We start from the raw sequence: 22,630 nt of genomic DNA, 5'->3' as shown, positions 1-22,630 counted from the left end.
ATATGCTGTAGTTGATTTAACCGTTATTAAAACAATTCTGAACCAGAAAAGTCGTATGATGTTGACATTATAGTCAATGCTGATCAACAGAAATGAAAAAAACCGTTTTTTACAAACTGCTGGCGGGTGTATTGGCCAGTACCTGTGCCACCACCGCCCTGGCAAAAATTCCCGTTTACATCAGTGGCAACACACCCAATGATCCCATCGGCACCCATATCGTTGCGCAACTGCAAAACCGGGTCATGTTGTCTCCTGTGCTGCAACTGGTGAACCACCCCGACCAGGCAGTGGCCCGGGTAAGAATTATTGGTGCAGATCCTAACCGTGACGGCCGCTTTACCGCACTGGCTGAAAACGTGGATATCGTCAATGTGCCTGCTCCCCATGCAGCCTGGCTGAATATCCAGCAACATATCCGCATCTGCCTGTCAGAATCCAGCGAAACCTGTACCCAGCAAATTTATACCGACCTTGAAACAGTGGCCAGGCAATACGGGCCACAATTGCAACAAAAACTGGGCCGGTAAGATTTGATCTGCATCATAAAACCCGAAACAGGCCGTTTATGTTGTTACCGGCAAAAGCCGGCCTGTTTATAATGTTGCCTTGTTTCATAAAAATCATTCAACAGGCAAAGAAAAAAACATGAAAATCGCTATCGCCGGAGCCGGCCTGTCAGGCCGTTTGCTCGCTTTTGTTTTGTCATCGCAAGGTCACCAGGTAAGCGTATTTGATCCTGCCCCGTCCATGAACAGCCCGGTTGCCGCCGGCTGGACCGCTGCCGGGATGCTAAGCCCGATTGCCGAACTGGAGAGCGGTGATGACAACATTTTTCAGCTGGGCAAGCGATCCCTGGATTTATGGGCAAACCTGGTCCCTCGCCTGACCTTGCCGGTTGAATTGCACTTTAAAGGAAGCCTGCTGGTGGCGCACCGCGGTGATGAAGGTGCCGCAGACCGGCTGGTATCCCTGCTTAGGGCCAAAGCCCCCGAACACGATCAGCCCCAACCCCTGCCCCGCCAGGAGCTGGCCCGACTGGAGCCCTCCATACAGGGCCCCTCCCACACCTGGCTGCTGGCCAACGAAGGCCAGATTCATACTGTACAGGCCATGCAGGCTTTGGCGGCATCTGCCCAGAATGTGCAATGGCACTGGAACCGGCCGGTTACCTTGCTGACTCCGCATACCATTCATACCGGCACCGAAAAACATACCTTCGACTGGGTTTTTGATACCCGTGGCGTTGGTGCCCGTGACAAACCCATGCATAACCATGCCGAACTTTCCTGCCAGAATGTACGGGGCGTGCGTGGGGAAATTTTCTGGGTCCAGGCACCGGGCGTCAGTTTGCACCGTCCCATTCGCCTGCTTCACCCCCGCTACCGGGTTTATATTGTTCCGCGCGCACCCGATACCATCGTGGTCGGTGCCAGTGAAATCGAAAGCGAAGACCGTTCCCCCGTTTCGGTACGTACCACAGTTGAACTGCTGGCCGCTGCCCACAGTATTCTGCCGGAAATAGCAGAAGGCAGGATCATCCACTCGGAAGTTAATCTGCGCCCCGCCCTGGCCGACAACTTTCCACGCATTGAAACCGAGCCTGGCCTGACCCGCATTAACGGCTTGTTTCGCCATGGCTGGCTAATCGCACCCGCTGTAGTTGAAAACGCCTTAAAATCGGTATTTTCCGCTGATTATTCTTTATTGCAGGCATGACAACAATTTCAATTTCAGTTAATGGTCTTGAACGCACGGTCAATCAGGGCACCACACTGGCCGCCCTGGTTGAACAATTACAAATCGAAGCCCGTCAGGAACCTGACCCAACCGCCATCGCCACCGCCATCAATGAAATTTTCGTTTCCCGTTCGGCACGTGAAGCCTATACACTGCAAGCCAACGATGCCGTCTTCACCTTTTCACCCATTACCGGTGGCTAAGCAGGAATAATATGTCATTCACTATTGCAGATACCCTGCTGTCCAGTCGTTTTTTTCTTGGTACAGCCGGCTACCCTTCTCCCAAGGTTTTACAGGATGCCATCGCCGCTTCGGGCGCACAGGTGGTTACCGTTGGCCTTAAACGCCAGCTTGCGCCGGGGCAAAACCCCTTAAGCAAAAGCACGACCGACGGGGTGTCCAACGCTTTTTTCCAAATGCTCAAGCAAAATGGTGCCCGGCTGCTGCCCAACACGGCTGGTTGCAAAACCGCCCGTGAGGCCATTACCCTGTCACATATGGCACGGGAAATTTTTAATACCAACTGGATCAAGCTTGAAGTGATTGGTGATGACTACACCCTGCAGCCCGACCCGATTGAGCTGATCACGGCCGCCACACAACTGGTCAAGGATGGCTTTGAAGTATTTCCTTATTGCACCGATGACCTGGTTACCTGCAACCGCCTGCTTGATGCAGGCTGCCGCATCTTAATGCCATGGGGTGCACCGATTGGATCAGGCCAGGGCCTGGTTAACCCCTTTGCGCTAAGAACCCTGCGGGCCCGCCTGCCAGACGTTCCGCTGGTGGTGGATGCGGGCATTGGTTCACCGGTAGATGCCGTGAAAGCCATGGAACTGGGGTTTGATGCCGTATTGTTGAATTCCGCTGTTGCGCAATCACATGACCCGGTCAAAATGGCACAAGCATTCAAACTGGCCATTCAGTCTGGTCGACTGGCCTATGAAGCAGGCATCATGGCCAGACAAGACATGGCCACGCCCACCACACCCGTTACAGGCAGGCCGTTCCTGCTGTAATACCAACCGCTGCTAAAACCGGCAGGGCATATTCTGCCCTGTCGGTCACTACACCAGCCACATCAGGAATCCATAAGCCACCATGCCCACCAGCATGGCCAGCCCGGTATTTTTGGCCACCTTCAGTACGCCAACCAGAATCAGCACCGCCAAGACATAGGCCCCTACTTCCTGCCATGAGCCGGTTTCACCCAACCCCGAATACAACACCACCGTAGTGGTTGACACCAGCAAAGCCGGGCCCATGATGGCAAACCGGCCTGAATTCAGGCGTGAGAGCAACCGGCTACGCTGCATCAAGACAAAAGGCAAGGCCCTCATCAGGTAAGTAAGCACCCCCATGGCGACCATGGCAATGACATATTCATACTTCTCCATCTTGCTCTCCAGGGGTGTAAAACAGGCAGGCACCAAATGCCCCCACCAGAATAGCCAGGGTGGGGAATCCCAGCGATACCACCGCAATGGTAATCACAATGCCTGCGGCCATGGCCTTCAGCATATGCTGCTGAATACTTTGGACCGTTACCGCCACAAACATGGCCGGCAAGGCAAACCCCAAGGTCTTTTCAACCACCGGAAAAGCCTTTAATAATTCATCACCGGCAAAAACCCCAATCGCCGTCCCGGTTGCCCAGGATAGCCAGGCCAATATGCCCAGACCCATATACCAACTGCCACGGGCAGGGGTTTCCACCTTGTTCATGCCCACATAGCAGGTGGCAAACACCTCATCGGTCAGGTAAAACGCCTTGACCAGGCGATTTTTAAGACCTTGCGGCAAATACTTTTCAATAATGGGACCATATAAAAGATGGCGGGCATTCAGCAGGGTAACCAGCAAAACCATGGTTACAAAAGGCGTACCCAATTGCAGCGAAGCCAAAATGAAAAATTGCCCGGCTCCGGCATAAACAATCAATGAGGTGGCAATCAATTCCCATGCACTCAAACCCAGGCTGGCACCTGCTATGCCAAACGCCATGGCAACCGGAATATAGCCCAGCATGATGGGTAGCCCCGCACGCAGGCCCCGGCCAAAATATTTCAACTGACTCATTGTAATGATTGCTTTTTGGTTTGCTTCGAGAAAAAAAGTGAAATATTACACCATTGCCATGACGGCAAACCGTAAAGCGCGTTTTATTCCCAGATTACCAGCAGCTTTTCAGGGACCAGCGGATGAGGGATAGCCTGACCGTAGATCCCGTACACCGCGTGCAGGTTATCCCGTGTCAACACTTTTTCGGGTGTGTCACAGGCAATGAGCCTGCCATCGCACAACAAGGCAAGCCTGTCGCAATAACGCGCGGCAAGGTTCAGGTCATGCAAGATAATCAGCACGCCGACGTTTTCCTGCCGAGCCAACTTGCCCAAGGTGCTTAGTAATTGTTGCTGGTATTTTGGGTCAAGGCTTGATGTTGGTTCATCAAGCAAAATATAACGGGCATCGGGGTCTTGTTCACGCTGGGCCAGCAACTGCACCAGCACGCGGGCAAACTGAACCCGCTGCTTCTCTCCGCCAGACAAGGTCTGATAGTTACGCGCTTTCAGGCCTTGCACATCGGCCCAGGCCAGGGCCCGGTCAAGCAAGGCAGCAGCCTGCTCCTGCGTGATTCCTGAAAAAGGATACATGCCCATCTCAATGATTTCCAGCACGTTCATGTCGAAGGCCAGCGAAGCATTCTGCGGCAATACAGCGCGTCGTTGCGCACATTCAATTGCACTCAAGCCAGCCATATCCGTACCGTTAATCGAAACAGCAATCCGGTCATGCACAGACAAACCCTGTTTCATTTCACCGGCCAGCACCGCAAGCAGTGTTGACTTGCCGGCACCGTTGGCACCCAGCAAAGCCAGCACCTGCCCGCTTTCAATGGTAATGGAAACATCGTCAAGAATACACCGTTGCTGGCGATGTACATGTAGCGACTCGCCTTTCATGGCATTTGTCATTATTATTACCTCTTGATCTGGCGAATCAATAACCAGAGAAAAAACGGCCCCCCAATCAGGCTGGTGACCAACCCGATAGGCAATTCTGAAGGCAGGATAATCGTACGGGCCACCCAGTCAGCCCAAATCAGGGCCAGGCCGCCCCCCAAAAATGAGGCTGGCAACAAGTAGCGATGGTTGGCACCAATCACCATCCGCATGATATGCGGCACGACCAGCCCCACAAAACCAATGCCGCCCGTTACCGCCACCAGCGGACCAATCAACAGGGCCACACAAACAATCAGCCGACGGCGCAAAACCCGCATGGAAAAGCCCAGATGCTCCACTTCCCGCTCCCCAAGCAGCAAGGCATTCAGGGCTTTCCATTGCCGGGCCGCATAAACCGAAAGAATGAGTGTCCATGGCAGCATAAAGCCCAGCGTTGACCAGGACGCGGCTGCCAGGCTCCCCATGCTCCAGAATGTCAGGTCGCGAAGTTCGTTATCGGTGGCTATATAACTAAGCAAGCCGATCAGGCTACCGGTAATGGCATTGATGGCAATGCCCGCCAGTAACAGGCCCGCCACCCCGGGAAAACGGCAACCCACCCAATAGGCCAGCCAAGTACAAAGCAGGCTGCCCATGAATGCGGCCATGGCAATCCCCCAGAAACCGGTGCTGGTCAGCACGATCACTAATACCGCCCCCAGGGCCGCCCCAGACGAGACGCCAATTAGCCCGGGTTCCGCCAGCGGGTTCCTGAACAGGGCCTGCATGACCACGCCTGACAAGGCCAGCGCGGCCCCCGCTACCAGCCCGAACAGTACCCGCGGGATGCGGATGTCAAGCAAAACGGCCTGCATCATATGCTGGCTTTCAGGTACCTGCCCCCACAAGAAAGCGGGAATATCCGCCAACGGGATGTCAACCGCGCCGCTGCTGCCAGACCCGATCAGGCTGATTAGCACCAGTATGGCCAAAACAAAAATAATACGGACTGAAAACAGGTTTTTTCGGTAAAGACTACGGTGCTGCATTTGATGCCAGTTTAAGTTGTTCAATAGCCTGGGCGACACGCGGCCCAAGGCCCAGCGCGAGAAGATCATCCATGACGACTATCCGGTTATTGATGGCTGCCGGTGTTGTGGCAATGGCAGGATGCTTGATGAATTTGTCCAGGCCACCACTGGCCTGCACAGAACCCTCAGTGACAATGATAAGCTCAGGTCCGAAATTTACCAAGCTTTCCGCTGAGACTGGCTTATAACCTTTTTGTACCTGCTCCAGCACGTTGGTCAATCCGGCCAGCGACATCAGGGTAGAAGCGGCAGTTTGGCTGCCAGCTGCCTGAATGTTACCGGTTCGATTAATGATAAGGGCCGTTTTCAGGTTTTTTCCTGGCTGGGCCTGCGCCCGGGCCACATCCGCCTTGATTCGCGCCACCAAAGCGACTCCTTTGTCATCGACAGATAACACACGGGCAATTTGCTGCACCCTTTCATACAGGGATTCCAGACTGGAATGGTCGGAAACCCTGACAACCTCAACCCCCAGTTTGCCGATACTGTTCAGTGCCTGGGCGGGGCCTGCATTTTCAGAGGCAAGGACAAGATCCGGTTTCATGGCAACCACCCCTTCCACCGGTACGGCACGATAGTAACCCACCCGGGGCAAGCGGGTGGCTTCCTCTGGGTACAGGCTGGAAATATCATCAGCAATCAGGCGCTCACCCAGGCCCAGTTCATACACGATTTCAGTCACTGATCCCCCCAGGGTAATGACCCGCTCTTTATTGCTGGCAAAAGCCGTGGGCAGCAATAATAGACCCAGCAAAAACAAGCATGTTTTTTTCATCATGATATCAGGCCGCAAGGGGCTCCTTGCATAAGGATTCAAGCAGATTTCGCCAGGCTGGCAACTCGGGTACACCCGGTTTGCGTACACCAAAAAACTGCACAATCAACTCACCGGATTGTTCATAAACTTCCAGAGAGGTCACCCAGCCATCAGTGGTAGGCTTGTTCACCACCCACACGGAATCGATGGCGGATGTATTTAAATGCAAATTGAATTTCTCATCCAGAATATTGAACCAAGGGCCCGTACGCAACAATTTATGGACCACGCCGGAATGGATCTGCACCATTCCCCGGTTGCCGGTAAAGCACATGATCGGGATTTCCCGTTCTACACTGAGTTGCAACATCCGTTCGACGGCATCGTGATCCACCTGCTGGGCCAAATCATCGCCCGCCGCCTGCAAGGCGGTCATTCGGGAAACATTCCATTTTTTCAGCAAAGGAAAAAACGCATGGGTATCTTTCATGTTCAACCAGTTGTCCCGTAACTCGATAGGTGCCTGTTCGGCAAGCGTATTATCGGTAGGTTCTGGCGCCATCACTGCCGGCATTTCTGCCCTATCCGTCATAAAGCGCGCTACCAGCGCCTCATAGGCCTGCCGGTCTGTTTTTTCAGTGCAATAAACCTTGTGAATGGCTGTACCGGTTTCATCAAAAAACTGGATGCTCAAACGCCCACTCTGTGTGACTGCCCATGCCGTTTTCCAGCATGCAAAAAACATCCGCAAATCGATATCCGGTCCGAGTACAATGCCAATTGAAGCCTTGCCCACCTGAACATCCTCAAAAAAACCGTGCCGTTCATGCACGCACCATTCATTACGCGTCAAGACCATGACTTCTCCAAGCGTATTCAGCTGCCTGAAGATTTCCTTGACATCGGTTCCCAAATAAACCGCATTGACATCGCAGCATTGGGCGGCCAGCAACTCCATTTCACTGACACCCAAACGTTCCGCCACATTACGGATTCTCAACTTAGGTTCCTGCTCCAGCAGGCGGTCACATTGCTGGCGCAAAGATTCAAATGACGGGTTCATGTATTTTCACCTTAAAATAATTAACGTTAGCGTTGTTATTAGTATTGGTAGCTGATCGAGATCGTGGCATGACGTCCCGGTTCAGTGTAAAAGTCAATGTCACGGGAAATCCGGCTGCTGCCAGCCGTAGGCACATTCAGGGCATTCCAGTATTTTTTATCAAACATATTCATCAGGCCGGCCTGAATGCGCAAACCTTTAACGGCAGAAGGCGTCCAGTGCGCCGTCAGATCAAGCGTGCCATAACCGGGTGCCTTGAAATCGGGATAGGCCACCGCGGGGCTGGCATCGGGATACTTGACCTTATTGCGTTTGGCAGCCATGGTCCAAATTGCTTCAGCCCCCCATTCCTGGCTTTGGTAGCCAAGGGTCAGAATAGCCTTGAGCGGAGCAACCGAATTCAGGTAATCGCCCGTGCTGCGGTCTTTACCCACCGTCCATGCGACAGAACCGCGGGTATACCAGTTATTGTTAATGTTCCAGTAAGCACTTGCCTCCAGTCCATAGATGCGAACGCGATCAAGGTTGGCATGCGTAAACACACCAAATGGATACAGGCCGTTTTGCATCATTTGCCCATACATGGAATCGGCAGCAACCGGCACGCCCGATTCAATAAAGTTTGTATAGCGCTGGTCAAAGAAGGTAAGCGATCCACCCGCGGTCTCCGTGTTCACGGCAACACCCAATTCCCATCCCCGGCTGGTTTCGGGCTTCAGGGAAGCCTCACCCTTGCGCAGGTAATTAGACGAAGAACCGAACTGCAGGTATAACTCAGAAGCGGTCGGCGCCCTGAAGCCATGCGCATAACGGGCAAACAAACCAACTGTGTCATTGGGGTTCCAGCTAAATGCCAAGGATGGTGAAAAATGCCCGCCGCTTCGTTTACCTATTTGTTCCAGGCCAGCGTTGGAATTATTCAAAAAATCACCGGCCGCCGATGGATTGCGCTCATAATGGTCATAACGCAGACCCGGTGTCAGGTTGTATTGCTGATTACCCCACGAGAACGTATTGTTGACGTATGCAAACCAGTCATTGCTTTTCACTTTGGGCACGTCAGCCTGATTGGTATGCAAAAAATCGCATGAACGGGGACCAAACGGTGCTGGTAATGTAGGTGACACCACTGGGCAATTATCCACACCGCCTGAATGCTGGCGATAACGGTCGCTGTTAAACCCGACGCCCGCCTTCCAGTGTGAACGCAACTGCTCGTCGCCCAAATAACCCGACGCATCCAGGTTTACACCCCAGCCTTTTTGCGCCACACTATTATGTCGGGAATACTCCCCTGACGGGAAACCGTATTTGAACGGATCGCGGGGAATGATATTGGCCCTGGCATCTTTTTGACGGTAAGCATTTTGCTCATTAAGCAGATCGGTTTTATGCCAGTAAGCCAGCATGGAAAGTTGGTCAAGCGTAGCCCATTCCTGTGTTGAGCGATACTCATAATCCAGCCAGATACGGTCGCGCTTGATTTCTTCTTTATATTGGTTATCGCCAATTTTATAAGTAGATGTATTTTGCTCGCTTAGCTTGTCAATGTCCCTGTCAAGGCGAAACAGGCTTGCCCCCAGGCCAAGCTGATGCCCCGGCGCCAGGTCATGCTCAATCCGGAACAAGGCCGAATTGCGGTGATAATCAGCCGGATCTTCCTTGGTTCTACCGTCACCATAACCTCCGGTGCTGCCATGGTTTTTAATTTCATGCCCTTTTTTATAGGCATACTGGAACAGCATCCGGGTTTTTTCACCTAAACGGGCAGCCAGTGCCACATCCCCACCCGCACTGTCATCAAAGCCCGAATACCTGGTTTTCGCCAGGAAACCAAGATCTTGCCCTTCTGGCAGCAAATCCCTGGGAGACAGGCTGGTCAAGGCCACCGCAGCGGTCATGGCGTTGGTTTGATTGGCCCCCGGCCCTTTGACAATATCAACCGCCGACAGGGAATCAAAGTTAATCGCCTCCAGCCCTCCTTGCACCCCACGACTGCCATCGCTTAACCAGGGTAATGGCACCCCATCTTCGGTAAGCCGGATGCGGTTTGCATCAAGGCCCCGAATATTTACACTATTGTTCTGACGGTTAAAATTAACACTTGGCGACAAGCGTTGCCCCAAATCGGTCCAGCTTTCAACATCGGCATCCTGCAATTCTTCCCGGTCCACCCTTTCCACACGGGGCGTTTCAGATTCAGTGGCTATTGCCTTTACCTGTGGCAAAGTAACGATTTTTTCCTTTTGCGTTGCCACTTGTGCAAACAATGGACTGGTGGCTACCAAGCCGGCCAGCATCAGCACCCCTTGGTAACGGGGTCGAATTGAATACTTCATTTTTGCGACTTCCTTTTTTATTCTTAATAATAAACGAGAATCATTATCATTTGTATCACTATTAATGTCAACATTTTTGATGCAGATCAATTTAAAAATATAAAATGACCGCTATTCATGCAATCGCAATAAAAATGCAATACCCTATACTTAGGTATATCCCGCTTTCATGACACGTCATCAAATGCTCACGAAAGCACCTCTGCTCCAAAGGACTCTTGAATGGTAAAAAGCACCTATAATCCTCAAACCGCGATGGATCAACTTGACCAGCGCTTTCAGGCGTCCATCGCCAGAAGCACGCTGTCCATGTCACCGGTACAAGGGTTGCTTAGCTATATCGATTGGTCCAGGCACTTGGCCATCTCGCCGGGCAAACAGCTTGAATTGATCAACCTTGCCATCGGCCAAGGCTTGGCCCTGGCGCAATATGCACAGCGCACACAAACGGTTGGCATCCCCGGAACGCCTAGCCACAACACCAACCTGAATATCGAGCCACCCATCATTGACAAACGCTTCAGTCATCCACAATGGAAAGCCTGGCCATTCAACATGCTGCAACTGTCTTACCTGATGACAGAGCAGTGGTGGAAAGAAGCAACCAGCGATATCCGCGGGGTTACTCCCCATCACCTGGATATTGTGCGCATGTCAACACAACAAATCATGGATGCGCTTTCCCCCAAAAACTTTATGGCGAGCAACCCCGAAGTATTGCAAAAAACACTGGAAGAGCAAGGCGCAAACCTGCTGCGTGGTGCCATGAATGCCTGGCAACAAGCAATACAGCAATTTACGGGCCGTCCCGATCCCAAGCTGGAAAACTTCAAGGTAGGACAACAATTGGCCACCACTCCCGGTAAAGTGGTATTACGTAACCAGCTCATGGAGCTGATTCAATACACGCCCACAACCGACAAAGTTCACCCTGAACCCATACTGATCATCCCTGCCTGGATCATGAAATACTATATTCTTGATCTTTCCCGTCATAACTCCATGATTCGCCACCTGCTGGACCAGGGTTATACCGTTTTTTGCATTTCCTGGAAAAACCCCGGGGTTGAAGAGCGCAACATGGGCATGGATGATTATCTTTCCATGGGCTTTTTTGCCGCACTTGATGCCATCAACCAAATTACCGGTCAACACAAAGTGCATGCCGCCGGTTATTGCCTGGGCGGAACCCTGCTGTCGATTGCCGCTGCCGCCATGGGACGGGATAAAGATGACCGCCTGCTTTCACTCACCATGCTGGCTGCCCAAACCGATTTCAGCGAACCTGGTGAACTTTCCCTGTTTATTGATAACAGCCAGCTAGCCATTCTAGAGGCAGAAATGGCGGATATCGGCTATTTAACCGGTGACCAAATGGCAGGAGCATTCCTGCTGCTGCGCTCCGACCTGCTGATCTGGTCCCGCTACATCAAGGAATTCCTGATGGGAGAAGAATCAACCATGAATGACCTGATGGCCTGGAATACGGACAGTACCCGAATGCCCGCCAAAATGCATTCACAATACCTGCGCAGGCTATTCCTGGATGATGACCTGTCAGAAGCCCGTTACCCCGTTAATGGCCGCCCCGTTTCACTGACCGATATTCACCTGCCGATTTTCTGTCTGGGCACCGAGACAGACCATATTGCCCCATGGCGCTCGGTATACAAAATTCATCATTTGTGTAGTACCGACATTACCTTTGCCCTGACCAACAAAGGCCATAATGCCGGTGTCGTCAGCGAGCCCGGCCATAAAAACCGCCACTTCCGTGTCCTGACCCGAACCAAAGACCAAACCTATCTGGGACCGGATGAATGGTATGAAACCGCACCGTTACAGGAAGGCTCCTGGTGGAACTGCTGGTTCGACTGGCTGAAAGAGCGCTCTACTGAACCGGTCCCCCCTCCTCCTGTGGGTAATGCCGAAAAAGGTTATCCATCGCTTTGTGACGCCCCCGGCGTTTATGTATTTGAAAAATGATATCAATTGGAGTTAATTTAAATGACAGCAGTGAATAAATCAGTCAAACGTACGGCATTGGTTACCGGTGGCACCGGTGGCTTGGGTACTGCCGTGGCACGTGCCCTGCATGATGCAGGCCATACCGTTCTTATTACCATGCGTCCTGGCAACGACTACTCTGATTGGTTGAAAAAACAAAGCGAAGAAGGCTATGACTTCAAGGCCTATACGGTTGATGTCGCCGACTATGACTCATGCATTGCCGGTGCCAAACAAATGCACGATGATGGCTATCACATTGATATCCTGATCAATAATGCCGGTATTACCCGTGACGCAAGCTTCCGTAAAATGGACAAGAAAAAATGGGACGAAGTCATGAACACCAACCTGGACTCCATGTTCAACATGACTAAACCCCTGTGCGAAGACATGCTGTCAGCAGGATGGGGACGTATTGTCAATATTTCTTCCGTGAACGGCAGCAAGGGTTCTTTCGGCCAGGCCAACTATTCTTCGGCAAAATCGGGCATTTATGGTTTTACCAAAACCCTGGCGCTGGAGTTTGCCCGCAAAGGTGTAACGGTTAATGCGGTTTCTCCGGGCTACCTGAATACTGAAATGGTGGCTGCGGTCCCCAAAGAAGTGATGGACAGCCAGATCCTGCCCCAGATTCCCTTAGGTCGTTTGGGTGAACCCGCCGAACTGGCGGCATTGATCGTGTTCATTTGCAGTGATTTGGGCGGTTTCATGACCGGTGCCAACATTGCCATGAACGGTGGCCAGCACATGTATTGATCTTGTTTTTCATGACAAGGTAAAAAAAATGCCTGCCTGGCATATTCGCCGGGCAGGCATTTTTATTTGACTGTCAGGATTAAATCAGGCCTTCTGCTTTAAGCGCTGCAATAATCGCAGGGCGCTGGGCCACCCTTGCCTGATAGGCTGTCAGGTTAGGCCATTTAGCCAAATCCAGTTGAATGTATTTGCCCCAGCCCAGTACCGTAAACAGGTAAGCATCGGCAACGGTAAAGGTGTCACCCATTAAATAATCTTTACCCGATAACTCGGTTTCAACGTAAGACAAGCGCTTCTCAATATTGGCAAGAGAAATATCTTTCCACGCTTGTGGCGCAGCCGGGTTGAAAAAAGGACTGAACGGCTTGTGAACCTCGGTTGCCACAAAATTCAGCCAGGCCTGGGTTTGATAGCGGGCCGCAGATCCAAATTCAGGCATCAATCCTTTGGATGGGTTCTGGTCACCCAAATATTCCAGAATCACCTGGCACTCTGTCAGGACCTCGCCATTATCCATTTGCAGTGCAGGCACATAGCCTTTTGGATTAATGGTTAAAAAATCACTTCCTGACTCGGTAACCTTGGTTTTGAGGTCGACCTTTTCAGATTCATAGCCAATGCCCAGCTCTTCCAGAACAATGTGCGGTGCCAAAGAACATGCACCCGGTTTATAAAACAATTTCATTTAACAATTTCCTTGATCATGATAACAACAGAATGATGCAAAACCCTTTACGGCTACCGTAAGTAAATGAAGTTTGCACAAAACCTTTGGCGTAAAAAAATACTAAATAATGACCGGATTTTCGGTTACGACGATACCATCGGCATCACTATATACATACCAGCCAGACCGAAAAGTAACGCCACCAAACATGACAGGAATATCCAGCACACCCTGCCCGGCCTTGTGACTCTTGCGAGGATTGGTACCCAGGGCCTTGACGGAAAAATCCATCTCGTTGATTTGCGCGCTGTCACGAATAGCGCCATACACAATAATGCCACCCCAACCGTTTTCCATGGCCAATGTGGCAATCATATCCCCGACCAAGGCCCGATGCAAAGAAGCCCCTCCATCCACCACCAGAATCTCGCCTGATGACTTTTCGGACAGAACCTGCCTGACCAGGGAATTGTCTTCATAAACCTTAAGGGTTCTGATCCACCCGCTGATTGCCTTACGCTTGCCCCATTGCTGGAACTGAAGATCACAAGAGGCACTTTCAGGAAATGCATCCATCACATCGCAGGTAAGTAAAACGGACATTGCTTCTTCTCCTTATCACTGGAATTTTCAGTTTTTTATAAATTGATGATCAAGTGTAATCCATGATCTTTGGATTTTCGACCTGTCTGATCTGTATTTTTATTATATTTTTATATATAATATAATTTTATATAATATTTACCATGGGAATTATCACATGACTATCGACTGGCAAAATTTCACCCCTTGGGCCTCATTGGGCGGTGGCATTTTATTGGGGATTGCTGCCGCCATTTTCATTCTGGCCAATGGACGCATTTTAGGCATAAGCGGCATACTTGGTGGCCTGCTCAAGCCCAGCAAAGGCGATACCAACTGGCGTATCGCTTTTCTGCTTGGACTTTTTTCAGCACCGTTAATTTATCTGCTGGTCGTGGGCTCCATTCCCATCGAAATCAATACTGGCTGGCCGCTGATCATTCTGGCTGGCTTGCTGGTGGGCTTTGGTACCCGTATGGGTTCGGGCTGTAGCAGTGGTCACGGTATTTGTGGCCTGTCACGGCTTTCCGGGCGCTCGCTCATGGCTACCCTTGCCTTCATGGCAAGCGGCATTACAACGGTCTACCTGGTTCGCCATATTATTGGCTAAGCCCCTGTTTTCATCGTATTAAAGGATATCAACATCGTGAAACGCATCACCGAATATATCGTCGGCCTCCTCTTTGGCATGGGCCTCATCATTTCAGGCATGGCCAACCCTGAAAAAGTCCTCGGCTTCCTGGATATTACCGGCACTTGGGATCCTTCCCTGGCATTTGTCATGGGCGGTGGCGTACTGGTGGGCCTGTTTGCATTTACAGCGGCCAAAAAACGCCAGACTGCCTGCCTGGGTGATCCCATGAACCTGCCCACCAACCGCAGCATTACACCGCGTCTGGTTATTGGCAGCCTGCTATTTGGCATTGGCTGGGGCCTGGCTGGCATCTGCCCTGGACCTGCTTTGGTTTCAATGGCTGCAGGCCAATGGAAGGCATTGCTGTTTGTGATTGCCATGATCGCAGGGATGGCTATTTTTACTGCTTTTGAAAACCGCAAAACCCGTTAATACCGCAAGGCGCCCATACCGTGACCCACCGCAAATTGCCTGACTTTCTGCCTGACTGGATGTCTGCCTACAAAAGAAACCTGTTTTCAGGTGACCTGATTGCAGGACTGATTGTGACCGTCATGCTTATCCCACAAAGCCTGGCCTATGCCATGCTGGCAGGACTACCGCCAGAAATGGGGCTGTATGCAAGTATCCTGCCCATTATTGCCTACGCCCTGCTGGGCTCAAGCATGACACTGGCAACCGGCCCGGTCGCGGTTGTTTCCCTGATGACAGCCAGTGCGCTGGCTCCGCTTGCCCAGCAGGGTTCTGTACAGTATGTGGAACTGGCCACGCAAATGGCACTCATCTCAGGTGTCATGCTGCTGGTGTTCGGGCTATTGCGACTGGGGTTTCTGGCGCATCTTTTAAGCCATCCGGTCATTAGTGGCTTTATCAGCGGTTCGGCCATCCTAATCAGTATCGGACAGCTCAAGCACCTGCTAGGTATCCAGGTCTCGGGCAATAACATCATTAGCACCCTGATTGATCTTGCCCGCCATCTACCCCAAACCAACCTGGCTACCCTGCTCATAGGCAGTAGCTGCCTGCTGTTTTTATGGTGGTCACGGCGTTACTTAAGTACATTCCTTGAAAAAGCAGGGGTCTCATCCAAACTGGCCGGCATGCTTTCAAAGCTGGCCCCCATGATCAGCGTGATCGGCTTCACATCAATCGTTTATCTATTTCAATTGGATGAACGGTATGGCATCAGCATTGCCGGCCATGTTCCACAAGGCTTGCCTACGTTAAGCCTTAACCTGCCAGGACTGGATGCAATAAGCGCATTATGGTTGCCCGCACTGCTGGTTTCCCTGGTTGGCTTTGTGGAAAGCGTGTCTGTCGCACAGTCACTGGCCCTAAAACGCAAGCAACGCATCAAGCCAAACCGTGAGTTGATAGGTCTTGGTGCTGCCAACATCGCCAGCGCTTTCTCCGGTGGCTATCCGGTAACCGGCGGATTTGCGCGTTCGGTTGTCAACTTTTCAGCCGGTGCCAATACCCCGCTAGCCGGCATCATCAGTGCCTTGCTAATGGCGGTGGTGATTGCCTTTTTTACCAAGCTGTTTTATTTCTTGCCCCAGGCTGTATTGGCCGCTACCATTATCTCGGCCGTTACCGCACTTATCGACTGGCATAGCCTTAAGACTGCCTGGCAATATGATCGCGCCGATGCTTTTTCTTTATTGACAACCCTGCTAGGGGTGGTTTTGCTGGGCGTGGAAGCAGGCATCCTGTTAGGCATTGCCCTTTCTCTTGCCGTGCTGGTATGGCGCAGCAGTCGTCCACATATGGCAGTATTGGGCCGCGTTCCCAATACCGAACACTACCGCAATGTACAGCGCCATGAGGTGCAGACCGTACCAGGCCTGGTGGCACTAAGAGTGGATGAAAGCCTGTTCTTTGCCAATGCCGCAGTAGTAGAACAAAAAGTCATGGGGCTTGTTAATGCCGACCCTGATGTAAAAAACGTACTGCTGGTTTGCTCGGCCGTCAATCAAATTGATGCCACCGCACTGGAAATGCTGGATCAACTTGAAAAAAGCCTGAGTACTCGCGACATCCAATTGTATTTTGCCGAAATCAAAGGGCCTATCATGGATAGACTGAAAAATACCCCCTTGGGCAAGCGGATGAAAAGCAAAATATTTTTAAGTGTGCACGCTGCGTTCCTGCACCTGAAAAAAGATCAGGAGCTGCACTGAAAAACAAAGGTTTCAATACCGGCATATACATAAAAAACGGGAATGCAAGCAGCATATAAAAACGGGCGCCTTGCATTCCCTAACACCGCATTAGGCCTCCATGCACTCAGTTTCCCTGGCAAAGTGCGCTATCGCCTCCTCCAGGCTGAGCAAATCGGCATATTTCTGCCCCATATCAAACAAACTCGACTCATGCGGCCCCTGTGCACGATCACCCACGCAGTCAACGACAACCATCGGCCGCAAACCATAGGCCGAAGCATCATTGACACTGGCTCGCACGCATCCGCTTGTTGTACAACCGGTGATAAACAGCGTATCTACGCCCTTGAAGGCCAACCAGGAGGCCAGATTGGTGCCAAAAAACGCAGAGCTGTGTTTTTTCAGCGTAACAAATTCGCCCGGTGCCGGTTTGACACTTTCAACAAACTGGGCATCAGGCGCATCCGGCGTGAGCGCTTTCATGGCAGGTACCTTCAAGGCAAACGTCAGAAAGTCGCTGCCATCACATTCGGTAGCCACTCTCACGTGGGCAACCGGCACCTGATTTTCACGGGCTGTTTTCAATAATAGGGCGGTATTGGCAATCGCATCATTAATGTTGTAGCCACCCAGCACATCGCTTTTTGAAAAACCGACCTGAAAGTCAATAATCAGCAAGGCGGATTTTTTGCCAAAGCCCAACCGGCTTCCAAAATTCTGTATTTTAAAAATATCCAAATCACTCATCATACATCCTAAATATTCATGAATTTACGCGCAATGAACTATGTGCAACTTAACTGAAAGTGACCGCTTCCTCCTGTTTCACCAGTTTCAGTTTTCCTGGTTCCGGATCAAGAACAGGTGCACACAGTTTGGCAATTTCCAGCAATCGGGCATCTGACATGCGGGGACCTACCAGCTGGATACCCAATGGTAGACCGAGATCACCCAAACCAACAGGAATCGCCACGCATGGTGCATGCAGTAAAGTCCACATCGCATTGAAAACATGGTCCCCAGATGTATGCAATCCTTCTGGTGCCTGTCCGGGTGCCGGCAGTGTCAGCACCACATCCAGCTCTGGACCAAACAAATTGTCAAATGCCACCCTGCATTCAGCCGCCAGGTCATAGGAATGCAACAGATCTTTTTTCGTGAAGCCCTGGCAGTTCATGACGATATCAACAAAATACCCATTGAAAGCTGGATTTCCGGCATAGTATTCAGGCAGGAAAGCGGCACGGCCTTCGCTCTTCATGATCACTTCCTGGGCGTGGTTCAATTTGCTGAACCGCTCATCAAAATCAAGATCAAAAACGATGGCGCCTTCGGCCTCCAGTAAGCGGGCGGCCTGCATCAAGGCAGCGCGCCCCCATTGATCTGCCTTCGCCCAGTTCGGACTACGACACAAACCAACCCTGAGACCCTTCAATGTGGTTGGAGCAGGTTCATCAAGATCCATAATCCGGAAATTGCGTCCCACCAGCATCAAATCATCGACGCAACGCCCATACCAGCCGATGGTGTCAAGAGAATAGGAGTATTGTTTGGCCCCTTCCCGGCTCACGAGCCCATGCGTTGGCTTGATACCATAAATACCGTTGAACGCTGCCGGCCGAATATGCGAACCGCCCGTTTGTGTGCCAAAAGCCAATTGCAGTTGCCTGTCACCGACTGCGGCACCCGAACCCGATGAAGAACCGCCCGGTGTATGAGCCAGGTTATAGGGATTGCGCGTTGCCGCCATTCGTCCACCTGACGCGAATTCAACCGTATCTGTTTTGCCGACAATCAGTGCCCCCCGGTGCCGGACAACGGCCACGCAGGCAGCATCCTTGTTTGTCTCATGACCATAATACAAAGGTGAATTATGTGTGGTGGGCATGTCTTTGGTATCAATCATGTCCTTCACACCGAACGTCAAACCATGCAGCTCACTCTTTGGCGCGGTCTGGTCCAACTCACGGGCATTACGAATGACCTGGTCAGGATCAAAAAACCTGAAGGCCTTGATGATCGGCTCGCGCTCAATGATCCGTGAAAGCGTGGAACGTGCCAGTTCTTCACAAGATAACAAACGTTTTGAAATCAGGCTGGCAGCCTGTGTCGCGGTCAGTTCATAGGGTTCCATTATGCGTTCCTTTTGGCTTGAATTAATGGGAGGCAGAAAATACTGGCGGGTTCCTCAAATTTGGATGGCATGCGAACAATTCTTTGTCCGAGCTGTGCAGCCGCATTGCTCAAGCCCACGACATGTTCAAGTTGTTCCGCTGGCACAGCCACACCATATCGTTTGAAATAGGCATCAACCTCTTGTGGGGTCCATTGGGTGTCAAGGTTAGAAGCAGACATTTTTTTCTCCTGATTCATTTAAGATCAAAGCGCTGGACGTGTTTTACGAAAGTCCGTCGCGCGTTCAAAAGCATGGCCAACACGCAAAACCATGGCTTCATCCAACCACTTACCAACAATCTGCGCGTTGGTTGGCAATCCATTTCCATCAAATCCGGTACAAATACTCATGGCAGGATGACCTGAAATATTGAAAACAGGGCAAGCCGTATCGGTCGTAAAAGCCTTGACATGTGCATCGTTACCATATTTAGGTGCCGTATGTAATGCACATGGCATGATCAATGCATCATAGTTTTGGATAAGTTCATCGGTCGCCATAGCCAATGCTTTTCTTCTTCTTTGTGCATTCACATAATCGACGGCACGGTACATGAAGCCACTGGTCAATTTGTCACGAAGTGCCTGACCCATCAAATGGGCACTTTGCAGAAACTCTTTCTCATGCAAAGAGTAAGACTCTACCTGCCCGATAATGCCATTGGCATCACGATAGTCAGATAACGAGGTTGGCAATTTCACTTCTACCAATTCAGCACCTTCGCTACGCAACACCTGAATCATGTGTTCAAATGCCACGCGGTTGGCCATATCCAACAAGTCATTACTGTTACCCAGATCACTGACGTAGGCTATTTTCAGGCCTTTGACGCCTTTGCCCAGTTCTGCCATATAATCAGGCACAGCTACGTCCAGAGATGCAGAATCCTTGGGATCATAGCCAGCAACCGCCTGCAGCATGATCGCACAGTCCTCGACTGTCCAGCACAAAGGTCCGGCCACATCAAGCGACCAGCAGTTAGGCAATATTCCATACTTGCTAATACGACCATAGGTCGGCTTCAGGCCCTGCAATCCGCAGGCTGCCGCAGGCAAACGTACAGACCCCCCCGTATCCGATCCCATTGATACCATGGCTGTGCGGCCGGCCACTGAAGCACCTGAACCGCTGGATGAGCCGCCCGTGATGTAGTCTGTATTCCAGGGGTTACGTGCCGGCTCAAAGGGCAAGTCAAAATGCACGGAACCGGTTCCCGTACCATACTCCCAGGTATTCAGTTTGCCCAACATCACGGCACCAGCCTGATCCAGCTTGCCAATAACGGTTGAATCGAAATCTGGCACATGATCCATCAAAACCCTTGAAGCCACACATGTCCGGATGCCTTTCGTAAAATAGTTGTCCTTGACCGCATAGGGGATACCATGCAAAAGACCTTTATAGTCACCCGCAAGAATCTCTTTTTCCGCTGTCTGGGCATGCTCACGTGCCTGCTCCGCTGTCACCAGAATATAACTGTGAATCTTCTCATCGACCTCATCGATTCTTCCAAGAAAGGCATCCAATAATTCGACTGGCGACACTTTTTTCGCCGCAAGCATTTTGCTTGCTTCACCAGCGGTAAGATTTAAAAGTTCCGTGCTCATATATAACTCCAAAGTTATCGCCCTGAGGGTACTAGCTTAAGCACCCCAAGTCGTTGTAGAAAAAAGAAGAGATAAGGGGTAATGGAAAGAAAGACAAAGACCCGCACCACATGAAAACCCACAACTGTGGGCACATCCAGACCCAGGGTTTTGGCCGAAAGACTCATGTCGGCAATACCACCGGGCGCTGTTGCCAGAATCATGGTCGGAACCGTGGTACCGGTACCCAAAGCAATCGCGGCACCGATCAATGCACACATACCGGTAATAAGAAAAACATTGAGCAACAAGTTCGGCAGTGTCCGACGAACCATTAACAAAGAGTCTCGCCTGAACATCGCCCCCATGTGAACGCCAATTAATACCTGGGCCACGGCCGTCAGAAATCCGGGAGGTGGCGATGTATAAAGCCCGGAGACAGAAACCACCATGCCAATGGCCAAGGGCACGAGCAACCACGCATTCATCATGCCCATTCTTGCCAGCCAGGCAGTAACCAGAATCGAACTGCACAACAGCAGGCCCAGAACAAACCATTCCTTGCCTGTCACAATATGTGCAGATTTCACGACCACCGAACCATCAACCAGCAACAAGGACGGCAAGACCGACACCAGCAACACAATCCGCAAAAGTTGCGAAACAGCGATCACTTCCGGGATGGCGCCAAAGCGCTGTCCAAGCATGCTCATTTCTGCGGCACCACCCGGTATGCTTGACAGGAAAGCGGTGCTTCGATCCAGTTTGGCCATCTTTGCCAGCAAAAGAGATGCGGCTGCAGCAAACAAATAACTGATCACAACAGCCAAAAGAATCCAGCCCATGTTATCCAATAGCCGTTCAAGGGCGCTGGGCGTAAAATAAAGCCCAAGACAGGTCCCGACAATCCCCAGTCCCAACCGTCGCCCCCAGGACCAAACCCGCACAGGTCCGACAAAAATGGATAATCCCGCGATACAGAAAATGGACCCCACCATCCATGGCAAAGGCACACCAACACGATAAAAAACATAACCGGATACAATGGCCAATGGATAAGCCAGTATGAGAGGGACAGGAGACTGGGATATCATATTCACACCGTTTCTTCAGCAAGCATTTGGGATGAATGGATACAACGGGAAAAATGCTGTGACCCTACCTGAACCATGTCAGGTATCCGCGCACTACAGGCTGCTTGCGCTTGCGTGCAACGGGGTGCAAAACTGCATCCGGGCGGCAAATCGGATAAGTCCGGCGGTGAGCCTTCGATAGGCTTGAGCAGTTCCCCACGTTTTCCACCATGAACGGTCGAGCGCATCAGCCCTTTGGTGTAAGGATGTTGCGGGTTAAGCAAGACGTCCTCGACGCTACCCGTTTCCACGAAACGACCACCATACATAACAGCTATCTTGTCAGCCACCTCGCAGGCAACGCCCAAGTCGTGGGTTACAAAAATGGTTGCCATACCCATTTTCTGTTGCAACTCACGCAGCAAGAGCAAGACCTGGATCTGTACGGTCGCATCCAGTGCGGTAGTAGGCTCATCGGCCAGCAACAGCTTGGGCCGACACGATAAAGCCAGGGCAATCATCGCACGCTGACGTAAACCACCGGACAACTCATGCGGATACGCATCCAGCCTTCTGGCGGCGGAAGGAATTTGCACCAGTTCCAGCAGCTCAAGTGCCCTGCTTCTGGCCTCTACCTTATCAACGCCAAAATTGATCTGAATGGCCTCAGAAATCTGCTGCCCGATCGTAAAAACGGGATCAAATGCCGTCAACGGCTCCTGAAAAATCATTGAAATAACAGAGCCACGGATCGTATGCAGTTGATCGTCCGGCAGGTTGACAACATCAATACCGTCAATCGTGACTTCGCCCTGCAATTGGGCTGATCGTGGCAATAAGCGCATCAGGGAACGCATGGTGACGGATTTGCCTGAACCGGATTCACCCAGCAGACACAGCACTTCACCTGCCTTCAAATCAAAAGATACGCCGTTTACAACAGAAACATCGGTTTCATGAGATACAAATCTAACGTGCAAATCCTGCACTTTTACCAGTGGCTGATGACTCATGTAATACCCCTTAATTTTGTTAATACGGTTTATT

The 22,630-nt window shown here is 51.3% G+C and carries 24 protein-coding genes; 9 read left to right on the top strand and 15 right to left on the bottom strand.

Going from position 1 to position 22,630, the window contains the following annotated elements; translation table 11 throughout:
• The first annotated feature begins 92 nt into the window (after window positions 1-92).
• From ACM5Q9_RS05170 to ACM5Q9_RS05155, 4 genes are all read left to right on the top strand, one after another.
• On the top strand, window positions 93-530 hold the full coding sequence (locus ACM5Q9_RS05170; RefSeq protein ID WP_418143675.1) for a hypothetical protein: 438 nt from the start codon (window positions 93-95) through the stop codon (window positions 528-530).
• A 118-nt stretch (window positions 531-648) separates the two neighbouring features.
• Window positions 649-1,719 (top strand): FAD-dependent oxidoreductase, encoded by a 1,071-nt coding sequence (locus tag ACM5Q9_RS05165; protein ID WP_418143674.1) that lies wholly within the window; start codon window positions 649-651, stop codon window positions 1,717-1,719.
• Entirely contained in the window at window positions 1,716-1,943 is a 228-nt protein-coding gene (gene thiS, locus ACM5Q9_RS05160) for a sulfur carrier protein ThiS (protein WP_418143673.1), read from the top strand. The genes ACM5Q9_RS05165 and thiS overlap by 4 nt, the downstream gene beginning before the upstream one ends.
• An 11-nt stretch (window positions 1,944-1,954) precedes the next feature.
• A complete protein-coding gene (locus tag ACM5Q9_RS05155) occupies window positions 1,955-2,761 on the top strand; it encodes a thiazole synthase (protein WP_418143672.1) in 807 nt (268 codons plus the stop codon).
• 48 nt (window positions 2,762-2,809) lie between these two features.
• Here ACM5Q9_RS05155 and ACM5Q9_RS05150 read toward each other — a convergent pair whose 3' ends face one another.
• The 7 genes from ACM5Q9_RS05150 to ACM5Q9_RS05120 all read right to left on the bottom strand — a co-directional run bounded on the left by ACM5Q9_RS05150 (window position 2,810) and on the right by ACM5Q9_RS05120 (window position 9,937).
• On the bottom strand, window positions 2,810-3,139 hold the full coding sequence (locus ACM5Q9_RS05150) for an AzlD domain-containing protein (RefSeq protein ID WP_418143671.1): 330 nt from the start codon (window positions 3,137-3,139) through the stop codon (window positions 2,810-2,812).
• The gene (locus ACM5Q9_RS05145) at window positions 3,126-3,821 is read right to left on the bottom strand and encodes an AzlC family ABC transporter permease (RefSeq protein ID WP_418143670.1); all 696 of its coding nucleotides are present in this window, start codon (window positions 3,819-3,821) and stop codon (window positions 3,126-3,128) included. Before ACM5Q9_RS05145 ends, ACM5Q9_RS05150 begins: the two co-directional genes overlap by 14 nt.
• Window positions 3,822-3,904: 83 nt before the next feature.
• The gene (locus ACM5Q9_RS05140) at window positions 3,905-4,717 is read right to left on the bottom strand and encodes a heme ABC transporter ATP-binding protein (protein WP_418143669.1); all 813 of its coding nucleotides are present in this window, start codon (window positions 4,715-4,717) and stop codon (window positions 3,905-3,907) included.
• Between the two features lie 5 nt (window positions 4,718-4,722).
• Window positions 4,723-5,736, bottom strand: a complete 1,014-nt coding sequence (locus tag ACM5Q9_RS05135) for a FecCD family ABC transporter permease (RefSeq protein ID WP_418143668.1) — start codon at window positions 5,734-5,736, stop codon at window positions 4,723-4,725.
• Complete coding sequence (locus ACM5Q9_RS05130) at window positions 5,723-6,553, bottom strand: heme/hemin ABC transporter substrate-binding protein (RefSeq protein WP_418143915.1); 831 nt, start codon at window positions 6,551-6,553, stop codon at window positions 5,723-5,725. The genes ACM5Q9_RS05135 and ACM5Q9_RS05130 overlap by 14 nt, the downstream gene beginning before the upstream one ends.
• Before the next feature lie 7 nt (window positions 6,554-6,560).
• On the bottom strand, window positions 6,561-7,598 hold the full coding sequence (locus tag ACM5Q9_RS05125; protein ID WP_418143667.1) for a hemin-degrading factor: 1,038 nt from the start codon (window positions 7,596-7,598) through the stop codon (window positions 6,561-6,563).
• Between the two features lie 38 nt (window positions 7,599-7,636).
• Window positions 7,637-9,937, bottom strand: a complete 2,301-nt coding sequence (locus ACM5Q9_RS05120) for a TonB-dependent hemoglobin/transferrin/lactoferrin family receptor (protein WP_418143666.1) — start codon at window positions 9,935-9,937, stop codon at window positions 7,637-7,639.
• 222 nt (window positions 9,938-10,159) lie between these two features.
• Between ACM5Q9_RS05120 and ACM5Q9_RS05115 the strand changes: the two genes are divergently transcribed.
• On the top strand, window positions 10,160-11,923 hold the full coding sequence (locus tag ACM5Q9_RS05115) for a PHA/PHB synthase family protein (protein WP_418143665.1): 1,764 nt from the start codon (window positions 10,160-10,162) through the stop codon (window positions 11,921-11,923).
• Between the two features lie 21 nt (window positions 11,924-11,944).
• Entirely contained in the window at window positions 11,945-12,703 is a 759-nt protein-coding gene (gene phbB / locus ACM5Q9_RS05110; protein WP_418143664.1) for an acetoacetyl-CoA reductase, read from the top strand.
• Window positions 12,704-12,782: 79 nt separating this feature from the next.
• On the opposite strand, the gene gstA is transcribed toward phbB, so the two are convergent.
• Window positions 12,783-13,388, bottom strand: a complete 606-nt coding sequence (gstA, locus tag ACM5Q9_RS05105) for a glutathione transferase GstA (protein WP_418143663.1) — start codon at window positions 13,386-13,388, stop codon at window positions 12,783-12,785.
• A 102-nt stretch (window positions 13,389-13,490) separates the two neighbouring features.
• Window positions 13,491-13,973 carry a ribonuclease E activity regulator RraA gene (gene rraA, locus ACM5Q9_RS05100; protein WP_418143662.1) on the bottom strand — a complete coding sequence of 161 codons (483 nt, stop codon included), beginning with the start codon at window positions 13,971-13,973 and terminating at the stop codon, window positions 13,491-13,493.
• 157 nt (window positions 13,974-14,130) lie between these two features.
• Here rraA and ACM5Q9_RS05095 point away from each other — a divergent pair, with 157 nt between their 5' ends.
• Genes ACM5Q9_RS05095 through ACM5Q9_RS05085 form a run of 3 tightly spaced genes read left to right on the top strand, consistent with a single transcriptional unit; the run spans window position 14,131 to window position 16,766 of the window.
• Window positions 14,131-14,562 carry a YeeE/YedE family protein gene (locus tag ACM5Q9_RS05095; RefSeq protein WP_418143661.1) on the top strand — a complete coding sequence of 144 codons (432 nt, stop codon included), beginning with the start codon at window positions 14,131-14,133 and terminating at the stop codon, window positions 14,560-14,562.
• A 36-nt stretch (window positions 14,563-14,598) separates the two neighbouring features.
• The gene (locus ACM5Q9_RS05090) at window positions 14,599-15,018 is read left to right on the top strand and encodes a DUF6691 family protein (protein WP_418143660.1); all 420 of its coding nucleotides are present in this window, start codon (window positions 14,599-14,601) and stop codon (window positions 15,016-15,018) included.
• Window positions 15,019-15,038: 20 nt separating this feature from the next.
• A complete protein-coding gene (locus ACM5Q9_RS05085) occupies window positions 15,039-16,766 on the top strand; it encodes a SulP family inorganic anion transporter (RefSeq protein ID WP_418143659.1) in 1,728 nt (575 codons plus the stop codon).
• Between the two features lie 90 nt (window positions 16,767-16,856).
• Here the strand turns inward: ACM5Q9_RS05085 and ACM5Q9_RS05080 are convergent, their stop codons facing one another.
• Genes ACM5Q9_RS05080 through ACM5Q9_RS05055 form a run of 6 tightly spaced genes read right to left on the bottom strand, consistent with a single transcriptional unit; the run spans window position 16,857 to window position 22,596 of the window.
• The gene (locus ACM5Q9_RS05080) at window positions 16,857-17,498 is read right to left on the bottom strand and encodes an isochorismatase family protein (protein ID WP_418143658.1); all 642 of its coding nucleotides are present in this window, start codon (window positions 17,496-17,498) and stop codon (window positions 16,857-16,859) included.
• Window positions 17,499-17,544: 46 nt separating this feature from the next.
• Complete coding sequence (locus tag ACM5Q9_RS05075; protein WP_418143657.1) at window positions 17,545-18,882, bottom strand: amidase; 1,338 nt, start codon at window positions 18,880-18,882, stop codon at window positions 17,545-17,547.
• Window positions 18,882-19,103, bottom strand: coding sequence for a hypothetical protein (locus ACM5Q9_RS05070; protein ID WP_418143656.1), 222 nt, complete (start codon window positions 19,101-19,103; stop codon window positions 18,882-18,884). The genes ACM5Q9_RS05075 and ACM5Q9_RS05070 overlap by 1 nt, the downstream gene beginning before the upstream one ends.
• Before the next feature lie 24 nt (window positions 19,104-19,127).
• The gene (locus ACM5Q9_RS05065; protein ID WP_418143655.1) at window positions 19,128-20,531 is read right to left on the bottom strand and encodes an amidase; all 1,404 of its coding nucleotides are present in this window, start codon (window positions 20,529-20,531) and stop codon (window positions 19,128-19,130) included.
• Window positions 20,532-20,545: 14 nt separating this feature from the next.
• Window positions 20,546-21,604 carry an AbrB family transcriptional regulator gene (locus tag ACM5Q9_RS05060; RefSeq protein ID WP_217735374.1) on the bottom strand — a complete coding sequence of 353 codons (1,059 nt, stop codon included), beginning with the start codon at window positions 21,602-21,604 and terminating at the stop codon, window positions 20,546-20,548.
• Window positions 21,605-21,606: 2 nt separating this feature from the next.
• Window positions 21,607-22,596: an ABC transporter ATP-binding protein gene (locus ACM5Q9_RS05055; protein ID WP_169295346.1), complete on the bottom strand. Its 990-nt coding sequence runs from the start codon at window positions 22,594-22,596 to the stop codon at window positions 21,607-21,609.
• Between the last annotated feature and the right edge of the window lie 34 nt (window positions 22,597-22,630).

The organism is Advenella sp. RU8 (genome assembly GCF_048381675.1).
GTDB lineage: Bacteria > Pseudomonadota > Gammaproteobacteria > Burkholderiales > Burkholderiaceae_B > Advenella.
Note: the sequence above shows the minus strand (reverse complement) of the source record. Positions and strands in the feature narration are given on the sequence as shown.

Excerpts from the sequence above, each read along its gene's own strand:
- ACM5Q9_RS05135 (WP_418143668.1), bottom strand. The coding sequence starts at position 5,736 with ATGCAGCACCGTAGTCTTTACCGAAAAAACCTGTTTTCAGTCCGTATT.
- ACM5Q9_RS05080 (WP_418143658.1), bottom strand. The coding sequence starts at position 17,498 with ATGATGAGTGATTTGGATATTTTTAAAATACAGAATTTTGGAAGCCGG.
- ACM5Q9_RS05095 (WP_418143661.1), top strand. The coding sequence starts at position 14,131 with ATGACTATCGACTGGCAAAATTTCACCCCTTGGGCCTCATTGGGCGGT.
- ACM5Q9_RS05125 (WP_418143667.1), bottom strand. The coding sequence starts at position 7,598 with ATGAACCCGTCATTTGAATCTTTGCGCCAGCAATGTGACCGCCTGCTG.
- ACM5Q9_RS05060 (WP_217735374.1), bottom strand. The coding sequence starts at position 21,604 with ATGATATCCCAGTCTCCTGTCCCTCTCATACTGGCTTATCCATTGGCC.
- ACM5Q9_RS05140 (WP_418143669.1), bottom strand. The coding sequence starts at position 4,717 with ATGACAAATGCCATGAAAGGCGAGTCGCTACATGTACATCGCCAGCAA.
- ACM5Q9_RS05145 (WP_418143670.1), bottom strand. The coding sequence starts at position 3,821 with ATGAGTCAGTTGAAATATTTTGGCCGGGGCCTGCGTGCGGGGCTACCC.
- ACM5Q9_RS05170 (WP_418143675.1), top strand. The coding sequence starts at position 93 with ATGAAAAAAACCGTTTTTTACAAACTGCTGGCGGGTGTATTGGCCAGT.
- gstA (WP_418143663.1), bottom strand. The coding sequence starts at position 13,388 with ATGAAATTGTTTTATAAACCGGGTGCATGTTCTTTGGCACCGCACATT.
- ACM5Q9_RS05155 (WP_418143672.1), top strand. The coding sequence starts at position 1,955 with ATGTCATTCACTATTGCAGATACCCTGCTGTCCAGTCGTTTTTTTCTT.
- ACM5Q9_RS05055 (WP_169295346.1), bottom strand. The coding sequence starts at position 22,596 with ATGAGTCATCAGCCACTGGTAAAAGTGCAGGATTTGCACGTTAGATTT.
- thiS (WP_418143673.1), top strand. The coding sequence starts at position 1,716 with ATGACAACAATTTCAATTTCAGTTAATGGTCTTGAACGCACGGTCAAT.
- ACM5Q9_RS05165 (WP_418143674.1), top strand. The coding sequence starts at position 649 with ATGAAAATCGCTATCGCCGGAGCCGGCCTGTCAGGCCGTTTGCTCGCT.
- ACM5Q9_RS05120 (WP_418143666.1), bottom strand. The coding sequence starts at position 9,937 with ATGAAGTATTCAATTCGACCCCGTTACCAAGGGGTGCTGATGCTGGCC.
- ACM5Q9_RS05070 (WP_418143656.1), bottom strand. The coding sequence starts at position 19,103 with ATGTCTGCTTCTAACCTTGACACCCAATGGACCCCACAAGAGGTTGAT.
- ACM5Q9_RS05065 (WP_418143655.1), bottom strand. The coding sequence starts at position 20,531 with ATGAGCACGGAACTTTTAAATCTTACCGCTGGTGAAGCAAGCAAAATG.
- ACM5Q9_RS05150 (WP_418143671.1), bottom strand. The coding sequence starts at position 3,139 with ATGGAGAAGTATGAATATGTCATTGCCATGGTCGCCATGGGGGTGCTT.
- ACM5Q9_RS05130 (WP_418143915.1), bottom strand. The coding sequence starts at position 6,553 with ATGAAAAAAACATGCTTGTTTTTGCTGGGTCTATTATTGCTGCCCACG.
- ACM5Q9_RS05115 (WP_418143665.1), top strand. The coding sequence starts at position 10,160 with ATGGTAAAAAGCACCTATAATCCTCAAACCGCGATGGATCAACTTGAC.
- ACM5Q9_RS05075 (WP_418143657.1), bottom strand. The coding sequence starts at position 18,882 with ATGGAACCCTATGAACTGACCGCGACACAGGCTGCCAGCCTGATTTCA.
- phbB (WP_418143664.1), top strand. The coding sequence starts at position 11,945 with ATGACAGCAGTGAATAAATCAGTCAAACGTACGGCATTGGTTACCGGT.
- rraA (WP_418143662.1), bottom strand. The coding sequence starts at position 13,973 with ATGTCCGTTTTACTTACCTGCGATGTGATGGATGCATTTCCTGAAAGT.